9 protein-coding genes and 1 other annotated feature (1 of these 10 cut by a window edge) are annotated in these 12279 nt (G+C 63.2%); of the genes, 8 read left to right on the top strand and 1 reads right to left on the bottom strand.

All coding sequences use genetic code 11. From position 1 onward, the window contains the following. Nucleotides 1-93 (top strand) — a binding site (T-box leader); it begins 172 nt to the left of the window's first position. Nucleotides 94-448: 355 nt separating this feature from the next. The 8 genes from H6650_10325 to H6650_10290 all read left to right on the top strand — a co-directional run bounded on the left by H6650_10325 (nt 449) and on the right by H6650_10290 (nt 9929). Beyond that, nucleotides 449-3136 carry a valine--tRNA ligase gene (locus H6650_10325; GenBank protein ID MCB8952397.1) on the top strand — a complete coding sequence of 896 codons (2688 nt, stop codon included), beginning with the start codon at nt 449-451 and terminating at the stop codon, nt 3134-3136. A 13-nt stretch (nt 3137-3149) separates the two neighbouring features. After that, on the top strand, nt 3150-3527 hold the full coding sequence (locus H6650_10320) for a hypothetical protein (protein MCB8952396.1): 378 nt from the start codon (nt 3150-3152) through the stop codon (nt 3525-3527). Then, complete coding sequence (locus tag H6650_10315) at nt 3520-4728, top strand: glycosyltransferase family 4 protein (GenBank protein MCB8952395.1); 1209 nt, start codon at nt 3520-3522, stop codon at nt 4726-4728. Before H6650_10320 ends, H6650_10315 begins: the two co-directional genes overlap by 8 nt. Nucleotides 4729-4741: 13 nt before the next feature. After that, nucleotides 4742-5230, top strand: a complete 489-nt coding sequence (locus tag H6650_10310) for a hypothetical protein (protein MCB8952394.1) — start codon at nt 4742-4744, stop codon at nt 5228-5230. Between the two features lie 40 nt (nt 5231-5270). Next, nucleotides 5271-6479, top strand: a complete 1209-nt coding sequence (locus H6650_10305; protein ID MCB8952393.1) for a PQQ-dependent sugar dehydrogenase — start codon at nt 5271-5273, stop codon at nt 6477-6479. Then, the gene (locus H6650_10300) at nt 6476-7549 is read left to right on the top strand and encodes a glycosyltransferase family 4 protein (GenBank protein MCB8952392.1); all 1074 of its coding nucleotides are present in this window, start codon (nt 6476-6478) and stop codon (nt 7547-7549) included. Before H6650_10305 ends, H6650_10300 begins: the two co-directional genes overlap by 4 nt. Nucleotides 7550-7722: 173 nt before the next feature. Further along, complete coding sequence (locus H6650_10295; protein MCB8952391.1) at nt 7723-8730, top strand: FkbM family methyltransferase; 1008 nt, start codon at nt 7723-7725, stop codon at nt 8728-8730. Further along, nucleotides 8727-9929: a glycosyltransferase family 4 protein gene (locus H6650_10290; GenBank protein ID MCB8952390.1), complete on the top strand. Its 1203-nt coding sequence runs from the start codon at nt 8727-8729 to the stop codon at nt 9927-9929. The genes H6650_10295 and H6650_10290 overlap by 4 nt, the downstream gene beginning before the upstream one ends. Here H6650_10290 and H6650_10285 read toward each other — a convergent pair. Then, a complete protein-coding gene (locus H6650_10285; GenBank protein ID MCB8952389.1) occupies nt 9919-12240 on the bottom strand; it encodes a PD40 domain-containing protein in 2322 nt (773 codons plus the stop codon). The genes H6650_10290 and H6650_10285 overlap by 11 nt on opposite strands. Nucleotides 12241-12279: the final 39 nt, after the last annotated feature.

Genomic DNA, 12279 nt, shown 5'->3' with positions numbered 1-12279 from the left:
ACGCCCGTTATAGCGTTAAAGTGTCGCGGCGACCAGGGAGGTTGCCGCGGAACCAAGGTGGTACCGCGTGAGATCAACTCTCTCGTCCTTGCTGGATGAGAGAGTTTTTTATTGTCAGGATGCGCGCCGCCGACCACGATTGGCGCATCTGAGGAGACAACATGGGCCGCGACGGGCCGTCCTCCAGGAATTCGCGGGGAGTGGAGGCTTTTGCCGGAATGTGTGCGCAAGAACCGGCTAAAGCCTTGACTCAAGAACCGGCTAAAGCCTTGACTCCAAATCTATATGTGGGGCAGACCCCGCGAAATCCGAAAGAGCCTGAAAACGTTATCACAGATTTCGCAGATGACGCAGATTTATAATGAAAATGGTGTGCCGTCGTAGCCCGATTTTCCAAATCGGGCGGGCGATTTGGAAAATCGCCCTACATTTTTGAAGGAGTGCTGATATGACCGACATGCCCAAGGCATACGATTTCGCCAACACGGAGGAACGACTTTACCAATGGTGGGAGGCAAATGGCTGGTTTCGACCGGAAGCGCGCCCGCCGGAGGCGAAGCCGTTTGTGATTTCCATTCCGCCGCCAAATGTGACCGGAGAACTGCATCAGGGTCATGCGATGTTCGTGGCGCTGGAGGATTTGATGATCCGGCGGGCGCGGATGCAGGGGCGGGCGGCGTTGTGGGTTCCGGGGTCGGACCATGCCGGCATCGCCACCCAACTCCAGGTCGAAAAACTCCTGCTGCGCACCGAAGAAGTCACCCGCGAGGAAATCGGGCGCGAAGAATTCGTGCGCCGCACCTGGCAGTGGAAAGAAAAATACGGCAGCCGCATCACTACCCAACTGCGCCGCCTCGGCGCCTCCTGCGATTGGGACCGTCAACGCTTCACCCTGGACAACGGCCTCTCTCGCGCCGTGCATGAAGCGTTCATTCGCCTCTACCGCATGGGCCTCATCTACCAGGGCGAATACCTGGTGAACTGGTCGCCCGGCCTGCAAACGGCCGTCTCCGACCTGGAAGTGGAATACCGCGAGGAGCCGGGTTTCCTCTACTACTTCCAGTATCCGGTGCAGGGGGGCGGCTTCCTGCCCGTAGCCACCACGCGCCCGGAAACCATCCTCGGCGACACCGCCGTGGCCGTGCATCCCGACGACGAACGCTACCAGGCCTTCATCGGCAAAATGGCCCTCGTGCCCATGCTCAACCGCGAAATCCCCATCATCGCCGACGCGTACGTGGACATGGCTTTTGGCACGGGCGCGTTGAAGATCACGCCCGGCCACGATCCCAATGACTTCGAGATTGGGCGGCGGCATGGGCTGGCGATGGTGAATGTGATGAATAAGGATGCAACAATGAGCGCGGCGGCGGGGGCGTATGCCGGCATGGACCGCTTCGCCTGTCGTGAGAAACTGTGGGCGGACATGGCCGCCGCCGGCCTCACCATTCGCCGCGAAGCCTACACCCTCAATGTCCCCCGCAGCCAGCGTGGCGGCGAAATCATCGAACCCCTCATCAGCAAACAGTGGTTCGTGAACGCCAAACCGATGGCCGAAATGGGCCTCGCCGCCGTGCGCAGCGGGCGCATCCGCATCGTGCCCGAACGCTTCAACAAAGTGTGGGAGAACTGGCTCACCAATATCCGCCCCTGGTGCATCAGCCGCCAGCTCTGGTGGGGGCATCGCATCCCTATCTGGTACGTGGATGGCGACCACAACCACCCCATTGCCGCCCACGACGAGGCGGACGCCTACCGCCAGGCGCGCGCGCAATACGGAGATGGCGTCGCGTTGGAGCAGGACCCCGACGTGCTCGATACCTGGTTCTCCAGCGCCCTCTGGCCTTTCAGCACCCTCGGCTGGCCGGACGAAACACCCGACTTGGCCCGCTACTTCCCCACGGACGTTCTGGAAACGGGCTACGACATTCTCTTCTTCTGGGTGGCGCGCATGGTGATGACCAGCCTGCTGTTCACCAATGATATTCCCTTCCACACCATCTACCTGCACGGGCTTGTCAGAGATGAAGAGGGGGAGAAGATGAGCAAAACGGCCGGCAACGTGGTGGACCCGCTCGAAGTCATGGACGAATACGGCACGGATGCCCTGCGCTTCACCCTGCTCACGGGCAGCACGCCGGGCAACGACATGAACCTCTCCCTGGCGAAAGTCGCCAGCAATCGCAACTTCGCCAACAAAATCTGGAACATGGCCCGCTTCGTGGTGCGCGGCATCGAACAGGTGACGCCCGCCGACCGACCTGCCGCCCCTGCCTACACCGCCGCCGACCGCTGGATTCTCACCCGCCTCAGCGAGCTGATCAACACCGCCGACCGCCTCTTCGACAACTACCTCTATGGCGAGGCAGGTCGCCAGATTTACGACTTCCTCTGGGGCGACTATGCCGACTGGTATCTGGAGCAGGCCAAAGTGCAGCTTGCCAAAGGCGGGGCTACCGCCTGGACCACCCTGGCCGTGGCGCGGCAGGTGCTGGACGCCTGCCTGCGCCTGCTGCATCCCTACATCCCCTTTGTCACCGAAGAGACGTGGCAACAGCTTAAGTCGGCCTTCCAGGCGGCGGACCTGGGCATCGCTCCCGCCGAAGGGTGGGCGGATGCGCTCATCATCGCCGACTGGCCCACGGCGGACCTGGATGATCAGGCGTCCGCCGCCGCCTTTACGCAGTTGCGCGATCTGATTCGGGCGATTCGCGCGGCGCGGGCGGACAATCAGGTGGACGCCAGCCGCCGCATTGCCGCCTTCATTCAAGGCGGCGCGCACACCGCCTTCCTGGAAAGCCAGCGTGATGTCCTCACCTTCCTGGCGCGCCTGGACGATGACCGCCTGACTATCGCCGACTCGATTGCCGCGCCCGACCAGGCGCTGACGCTGTCGTTGGGCGAGATTACGTGCTATCTGCCACTTGCCGGCATGGTGGACCTGGAGAAAGAGCAGGCGCGGCTGCAAGCGGAACTGGCGGACGCGGACAAGGAGATAGCGCGGCTGCGTAAACTGCTGTCCGGCCCCTTTGCCCAGCGCGCTCCGGCGGACGTGGTGCAGCGGGAGCGGGACAAGCTGGCCCAAATCGAAGCCAGCCACGCGCGGATCGGTGAACGACTGGCGTCACTCGGCTGAACAGGGAAGGGTGATGATGAGTGAACCAGAAGTCAACGTCGAAGAAATCATGCAGCAGATCCGCGCCGAGATTCTGGCCCAGCGCGCGGCGCAAACGGGACAACCGCCGGTCGTCTCCGTCAGCGGGCGGCGCTTTTCGCCGGCATTCTACGAGCATCTCTATCAGGCCGGTCTGGCCTACGACCAGATCAAGCCGCGCATCTTTGTCAGCAAAGTGCCCATCCCCCTCATCGGCCCCCTCATCGAGTGGGCGCGGCGCAAGGTGCATGAGTTGGTGCTGTTCTACCTCAACCAGATGGCCGCGGAGCAGATGAAGGTGAATACGCACCTGCTGCGGGCGTTGAGTGTTCTGGGTGAGGACCTGGAACGGGAACAGGCGCGGGATGAGTGAAGCCCAGCCCGACATTAACGTTGCGTTCGTGACGCCGTGGTATGGAGCGGATATTCCGGGGGGGATGGAGGCGGAAACGAGGCGGACGGCGGAGCGGTTGGTGCATGCCGGCATTTCCGCCCACATCCTCACCACCACCATCCGCGACTTCTTCGCCGACTGGAGCAAAAACCACCACAAAACCACCCGCGAAACCATCAACGGCGTCCCCGTGCGCCGCTTCCCCGTGCGGCGGCGGGACCGCGCCGCCTTCGACGCCGTCAACTGGCGCCTGATGCAGAACCTGCCCATCACGCCGCGGCAGGAGCAGACCTACATCCGCCAGATGATCAACTGCCCCGACCTCTACGACCACATCCGCACCGCCCCCGCCAGCACCCTCTTCCTCTTCATCCCCTACATGTTCGCCACCACCTACTACGGCGCGCAGGTCTGGCCGCGACGCAGCCTCGTCATCCCCTGCCTGCACGACGAAAGCTACGCCCGCCTCAGCCTCTACCGCCAGGTTTTCCCCCACGTGCGCGGCCTCATTCTGCACACGGAGGCCGAATTGGCCCTGGCGGACGCGCTCTACCCGCGGGATGAGGGGCAGTTGCGCGTGGTGTTGGGGGAGGGGGTGGATACGGATTGGCAGGGGGACGAGGACCGCTTTCGCCAGAAATATGGCATCCGGGGGGATTTTGTGCTGGTGGCGGGGCGGAAGGATGCCGGCAAAAACACTCCCCTCCTCCTCGATTACTGGCGACGATACGTCCATCAGCGCCGCCCCTCCCTGCGCCTGCTCTTCATTGGACCGGGCGACATCACCATCCCTCTCGACCTGGCCGATTCCGTCGTGGACCTCGGCTTCGTCCCGCGCCAGGACAAATACGACGCCCACGCCGCCTCCCTCCTCTTGTGTCAGCCCTCCACCAACGAGAGCTTTTCCCTGGTGCTGATGGAAAGCTGGCTGGCGCAGCGACCGGCACTGGTCCACGCGGATTGCGCGGTCACGGTGGAGCAGTGCCAGAAAGCGAATGCTGGTTTATACTTCGCCGATTATGATGAATTCGCCGCCACGCTGGACTACTTCCAGGCGCAACCCCAGACGGCGCGCCGCATGGGGGAGCAGGGTCGGCGCTACGTGCTGGCGAATTTCCATTGGGACGTGGTGGTGGCGCGTTATCGGGCGCTGCTGGCGCGCGTGGCGCGTGGCGCGTAGGATGGGTGGCGTGATGGCGGAGTATTTTTCTTATACGGACCCGGTGCCGGAGGGGTGGGTGGAGGTGGATGAGGCGATGCCGGCATTGCTGACGAAGGTGCGCGCTGGTCTGGCAACACGGGCGCGCGCCTGGGGAGCGGAGCCGCCCCGTTTTGGCATTTTTAGCCCGGCGGCGACCCTGGAGGACGCGGCGAACGTCGCCGATTTAGAAGGCGTCGCCGACCACTTGCGCCAGGCGCTGACCCTGATGCAGCAGCAAGACACGACCCCCGTTTTGGCCCCGTCTCCGGCGACGCGGCTGCCCGTGCTGGGGCGGCTGTGGGCGCTGGTGCGGGCGCAGGCGCACCAACTCGTCCTCTTTTACGTCAACCGGCAGGCGGCGAACACCGTCCAGGTGCAGCAACACCTGCTGGCGGCGGTGAGCGCGTTGGCGCGGATGATGGCCGCGCGGCAGGATGCGCCCGATCAACCAGAGGAGGAAGTGGACGGCCTGCCTTATTGAGCCATCAGGAAGCGTTGGGAGCCTGGGCTGTCCCGAAGCGATGAAGAAACAAGCGAATTTATGGCTCTTTTTGTGCGTTGGACTGGTCGGTTTACTCGGGTTCAGTCGCTCATGGCTCACGCGGCTGGAGGCGTCTTCCGCCGCCGATTTCCGGGTGTATTTGCCCCATTTCCGGGCAACGGGGGGGATATGGGGCACCACGTTTGCCACGGGGTTGGCGCAGCCGACGAGCATCAAGAACGACGGCACGGATCGCCTCTACGTCACCGAACGAGAGGGAACCATCCGCATTATTGAAGCTGACGGCACACTGCTGTCGAACCTGTTCCTGGACATTTCCGACGAAGTCAACGCTAATTTTACGGAGCAGGGATTGCTGGGACTGGCTTTTCATCCTGATTATGCCGGCAACGGTCGCTTCTACCTCACCTACACAAACCAATCCGGCGACGTCGTTCTGTCCCGTTTCACCGTCAGTGGCGACAACCCGGACGCGGCGGACGCGGGCAGCGAAACCCCCCTGCTCACCGTGACGCAGTACAATGCCGCGCACCAGGGCGGCGACCTGGCCTTCGGCCCCGACGGCTACCTCTACATCAGCCTGGGGGATGGCGGTTACGGCACGGGCGTCGATTTCGCGCAGCGGCCCGATTACCTCGTAGGCAAGATTTTGCGGCTGGACGTGGACGGGGGCGAGCCTTACGCCATTCCCGCGGACAATCCGTTTGTGGGGGTGGACGGGGCGTATGGCGAGATATGGCAGGTCGGGTTCCGCAATCCGTGGCGCATCAGTTTTGATGCCGGCACGGGCGACCTGTATATCGGCGACGTGGGCGAGAGTAGTTGGGAGGAGGTGGACGTTTTGCCGGCATCTACTCCCGGTGGCCTCAACTTTGGCTGGCGCTGCTACGAAGGGTTCGCGCCCCTGAATCTGGATGGGTGTGGCGAAGAAGCCTCGTTTACGTTTCCGGCGGCGGTGTATGCGCACGATGCCGGCAACTGCGCCATCACCGGCGGCTACGTTTACCGTGGCACGCAATACCCCGCTTTGCAGGGAACCTACCTCTTCGCCGACTTCTGCGGCGGCGGCGTCTGGGGACTTTCCGCCGCGCCGGCAGGGACGTGGCAAATGCGTAAACTCGGCGAAGTCGGCCACAACATCACCACCTTCGGCCAGGGTAGCGACGGTGAACTCTACGTCGCCGACACCTTCGACGGGCACCTCATCAAACTGGGATACACGCCATGAAACCGCGCGCGTTGCATCAGGTGCTGGTGGGCGCCACCGCCGGGGACGCCATCACCGACCATGCGCTGATGATCCAGCGCTGGCTGCGAGCGGACGGCTACGAATCCGACATCTTCGCCGAACACATTCACCCCAGCATGGCAGATAGGGTGCGCCCCTTTGCCCGCTATCGTCCGCGACGACGCGAGCCGTGGCTCATCTTTCACCACAGCGTGGGCGACCCGATGGTGGCCCAAGTCACCGCCCTCTCGCCCCGCCTGATCCTGATTTATCACAACATCACGCCGGCGCGGTATTTTGCCGGCATTGATCCCGCCTGGGTGCATCGTGCGCGCCTGGGAGAACAGCAACTGGCCCGGCTACAACCACGCGCCGACCTGGCGCTGGCCGTCTCCGACTACAACGCCGCCGACCTACGCGCCGCCGGCTTTGACAACGTGGCCGTGCTGCCTTTGCCGCTGGACGCCGCCCCCTATCAAGGGGCGCTGAACGAAACCCTGGCCGCCGACCTGCGCGCGCACCCAGGTCCGCTCCTCCTGTTCGTCGGACGCCTGGCCCCCAACAAGCGGCAGGAGGACTTGCTCAAGCTACTCTTTTACCTGCGTCGCCTGCGCCCTACGGCGCGGCTGGCGCTGGTGGGCGACCCATGGGTGATGGGGTACGGGGATTGGCTGCGCGGGGAGGCGACGCGGTTGGGAATGGGCGACGCATTGCTGCTGCCGGGGAAGGTGCTGGCGGCGGACCTGGTGACGTATTACCGCTGCGCCGATTGGTTTGTGTCCATGAGCGAGCATGAGGGATTTGGCAAGCCGTTGGTGGAGTGCATGGCGGCGGAGCTGCCGGTGCTGGCATTTGCGGCGGGGGCGGTTCCCGCCACGCTGGGCGATGCCGGCATTCTCTTTCACCACAAACATTACCCCGCCCTCGCCGAACTCATCCACCTTCTGCTGGACGACGCCCCCCTGCGCCGGCGCCTCATTGCCCGCCAGCGCCAACGCCTCCCCACCTTCCTCGAACCCGCGGTGCGCCGCGCCTGGAACGCGCATTTGGCCGACGTGATCAGCGGGTAGGGGCAGTTGGGGGATAGTTGCCCGGTTTCCCGTAAAAAGCGGGTTTCCCAGGGCCACCGTTTCCCTGTTTCCCATGGGAGTGTGATAAAATAGATTGGTTCATTCTTGGAGAATGAACCAATCTGAAACACAAGCACGCTTCTCTCTCATGCCCGTTCATGGTGTTGGCCGCAATGACCCTATTGACCGATAACTCACCCTCCCCTCCCGGAGACCGCCCGTTTCATGAGGCCACCATTGAAGACGTACGGTACTGCTATCGCCTGCTGCTGCGGCGTGAGCCAGACCCCCAGGGTTGGACTTATTGGCAAGAATTGTTGGAAAAACAACCGCTGACGATTGATACCCTGGTTGACGATTTCCTCAACCGCCCCGAATTCCGACGACTTCAGGCGGAAGCATCCCACCCGCACCTCCTCGAGCTGACTGACTTCAAGCTGTATGTGCGCCTCAATGACCGCCAGGTTGGGGCCGTCATCGCCCGTGACCGCGTCTACGAGCCGCACGTTACCGGCGAAATCCAACGCCTGCTGCGTCCGGGGCACGTTTTCCTGGACATCGGCGCCAACGTAGGCTATTACACGATCATGGCCGGTCAACTCGTGGGTGCGCAGGGGCACGTCATCGCCTTTGAGCCGAACCTACAAAACTGCGAATTGATTCACCGCAGCGTGGCCGCCAACGGACTGACCAACGTGATGCTGCACCCCTACGCCCTGGCGGAAGCTCGCGAGACCTTACGCCTGGCGGTGGGCGAGGATAGCACGCGCGGGCGACTGTTGGATAAGGCCGCCGGCCAGCCGCTGGACCTGGATGTGGATGTGCTGCCGGTGGAAGCGGTGGTGCTGGATGATTACCTGGGGGCGCTGCCGCAGCTTGACGTGGTGAAAATGGACATCGAGGGCGCGGAGCCGCGGGCGCTGCGGGGTATGACGCAGCTTGTGCGCCAGCTTCGCCCCGTCATCGTCACCGATTTTTCGCCCTACTTGATCCAGGAAACCAGCCGCACTGCCCCGGAGTCATTCGTGCAGGCGCTGCTCGATCTCGATTACCAGGTGCGGGTGCTGCCGGCATCTGGCGAGAAACTTCCGCCGATGATGCCGGCACAAATCATGACCTATTTTGCCGCCGGCGAGGAAACCCACCTGGACCTGGTAGCCACGCCCGTGGAGGGTGGGTGAGCGCGGCGGACGGACCGCGTCTGGCGTTCGTCGTGCAGCGGTATGGCGCGGACGTGAACGGCGGCGCGGAACAGGCGGCGCGCGCGCTGGCGGAGCATCTCACCGCGCTCGCCGACGTCCACGTCATCACCACCTGCGCCCGCGACTACACCACCTGGGCCAACGTCTACGCGGCGGGAGAGAGCCAGGTCAACGGTGTGACGGTGCATCGTTTCCCCGTAGACCGCCAGCGGGACTGGCGGCGGGCGGCGCGGCGGACGAACCGGCTGCTGCATCAGGAACACACGCTGGCGGATGAGGTCGCCTGGGTGCGGGCGCAGGGGCCGTACTCGTCGCCGCTGCTGCGCTTCGTGGCCGAGTCGGCGGACCGGTTCGACCTGTTCGTTTTCGTCACGTACGTCTACGCGACCACGTTTTTTGGCCTGCCGCTGGTGGCGCACAAGGCGGTGTTGTTGCCAACCGCGCATGACGAGCCTTATTTGTATTTGCCGGCATTCATCCCCCTCTTCCGTCAGCCCCAACTCATCATCCACCTCACCGAACCGGAGCGCGACCTGGTGCGTCGCGTCATTGGCCCTCCCCTGCCGCCGCAGCTTCTCATCGGCCTCGGGCTGGACGCGCCCGCGCCCGACCCGCAGGCGCCCGCCCGTTTTCGCCAGAAATACGGCATCGAAGAAGACTTTCTCCTGTATGCGGGGCGCGTCACCGAAGCGAAAAACGTGCCGCAACTGCTGGACTTCTTCCACCGTTATCGCGCCCGGCACCTACGCCCCTTAAAGTTGGTGTTGCTGGGGCGGGCGCATATGTCTTTGCCGGCATTTGACGATGTGCTGCCCCTCGGTTTTGTGTCGGAGGAGGACAAACACGACGCGATGCAGGCGGCCACCGTGTTTGTGATGCCGTCCGCCTATGAGAGTCTGTCCATCGTTTGCCTGGAGGCGTGGCACGCGGGCACGCCCGTGCTGGCGAATGGGGCGTGCGATGTGCTGAAGCACCAGTGCGTGCAGAGCGGCGGCGGCCTGTACTACACCAGTTATGATGAGTTCCAGGCCGCCCTGAATCGTTTGCTGGCATCCGCCGATTTGCGGCGGCGATTAGGCGCGGCGGGGCAGGCTTTCGTCCGGCGCACGTATCACTGGCCCGTTGTGCGTGCGCAGTATGCCGGCATTCTCCGCACCCTCCTCCCCGCTACCGTTTAGAAAACGGCAAATACACCGTATACCCCACAATCTCCCCCTGCGCCGCGCTCATCGTCATCCCCACAAATGTCTCCAGCGGCGGCAAATTGGCCCGCTCCGCGGCGATAGCTTGCCGCAAGGCCGGGCTGCCCGCCGCCGTCAGCGCATCCAGCACCTCTTCCAGCGCCGCCACCTGCCCCGCCGTGATCGTGGCCGTTTCCCCTTCGCCATTCACCAGCGAGACGAGCGCCGGCTCCCACGCGGACAAACCCGTCAACAGCAGATCCCACAGCGCCGGATCGGCGAAAATGAGATCGCGCATTTCGTCGCTGTGCGTGTAATACAGGTCAATGTAGTGCTGGCCCGCCGATGTGGTGAGAATGGTGTCGCGCAGATGGTAGTAGACCGACAACCGGGGAATAAAAACATCCAGCGCGCCCTGGATTTTGCCGGCAAGCGGATTCTCGGAAAACAGGAAGCAAACCATCTCATCCAGCATACAGGCATCTTCGGCGCTGCAAAGGTAGAAGTCGGTCGTGAGCGTATCACTGTTGTCGTTCAGATTGGGATCAGGCGTGTCCGAAAACGCGGAAACCGTGACCGTCATGGAACCCTGGTAGACCTGCGCCGGATTTTCCAGGAGGCCGCCGCTGCCGCCAACCGTTGCCACGCCGCCGCCGCCAACATCGCCGAAATCGCACGGATTCTGGTAGCAATTCCCCTGGCTGGGGGGATTCCAGAATGACAGGAAGCTGTTTATGTTGCGGTACATGCCGGCATTGATAGCCGCTTCTGGCCCCGCGTTTTGCACCGTCACCTGGAACGCCGCGTTTGTGCCCAACACCGCCGTCGGGCCGCTGATGGACACCGATAGATTGGCGCCAGAGGAGGGCGTGATCGCGCGGTCGTGCAAGAAAACGTCCGACTGGAAATTTAGGTCCAGCGGAATCAAATCGGCGGCGTCGGAATCAAAGGCAATCCGTTCCCCATTGCCGGAGATGGCCGTATTAAACGATTGTCCCGTGTAAGTCGGGCTGCCATTCCTGTTCACGCTGACGAGCATCAAGTCGCTTCCGCCGGCTTCATCGAACACGCCGTTCGCGTCCGCGTCCCGATCGAGCAGGAAAACGTCGCTGCCGTAGTTGGCGTCGCCGCTGATGAAGTTGCTGGCGGCGGATTCAAAGGCCACGAAGCGGCCATCCGTAGAGAGCGCGGGATTATTGGACCAGTCGTCTCCCTCCTCCCCATCGTTGGATTGGCTCACCAGGGTGGTCATGCCGGCACGCCAGTCGCGCACGAAAATATGCTGCCGGAAGGGAGCCGTGCCCCCGGCGACAAGATTGTGCGCCAATGACTCAAAAGCCACCTGGCCGCCATCGGGCGAAATGGCCGCCACATAGGAGAAATTGTCGGCGGGCGAGCCATCCGCCCCCACGGAAATGAGAACCACGGCCACCTCACCCGTTTCATCGAACACGCCATCCTCGTCCGCATCCCGGTCATACAGAAAGATGTCGCCGGCGTTGTTGCTGTCGCCGGCGACCAGGTTCGTCGCGGAGGAAGTGTAGACGATAAAACGGCCATCGGCGGAGATGGCCGGGTCGCTGGAGGGCGCATTGGCCCCCGCGCCGGCGGCGGTCACGGAGACGCGTCTGGTGCTGACGGCGCCCGGTTCGTCGAAGATGCCGTCTTCGTCCGCGTCCCGGTCATGCAAGAAGATGTCGGTGTAGGGAGCGTATTCGGGGATGAGATTGCCGGCACTGGACTCAAACACCACGTAGCGCCCATCAGCGGAAATGGCCGGATTCCGCGACGTGTTGTTCCCCGGCGTGCCATCAGACGCGATAGAAACCTGTACCGTCGTCTGCAACTGGCTGTCGTAGACAAAAACATCCCGCCAACCGTTGGCCGCCCCGATTCCCAGGTTATCGGCCAATGAGGTGAAGGCCACAAAGCGCCCACTCGCGGCCATCGCCGGTTCGGATGAGTCATTGTTGCCCGGCTCACCGTCGTCGTTCACCGAGGCCAGCGTCACCTGCCCCGTCTGCCGCTCCTTGATGAAGATGTGCCATTGGCCGTTTGTGGCCGTGGAATGCAGATTGGTCGCCGCCGAAACGAAGGCCACGACGTTGCCGTCGGCGGTCATCGCCGGCGTATAGGCGTGGTTGTTGGCCTCTCCTCCATTGGCCGAGGTAGAGATGCGAGTGGTGAACGCTTGTAGCGCAGCCGATGGAGGCACCTCCGCTACGGCTCGCGTGATGGACAGCACGGCGGCAACGAGGGTGATGAGAATAAAGGTGGCGACGAGGGTGAGGGTTCTTGGGGCCTGCATTTCATTTCTCCAAAGAATCATGGTGCGTCGGACAACGAG

Source organism: Ardenticatenales bacterium (assembly GCA_020634515.1).
GTDB lineage: Bacteria > Chloroflexota > Anaerolineae > Promineifilales > Promineifilaceae > JAGVTM01.
The sequence above is the reverse complement of the archived record's forward strand: the minus strand, read 5'-3'. Positions and strand labels throughout refer to the sequence as shown.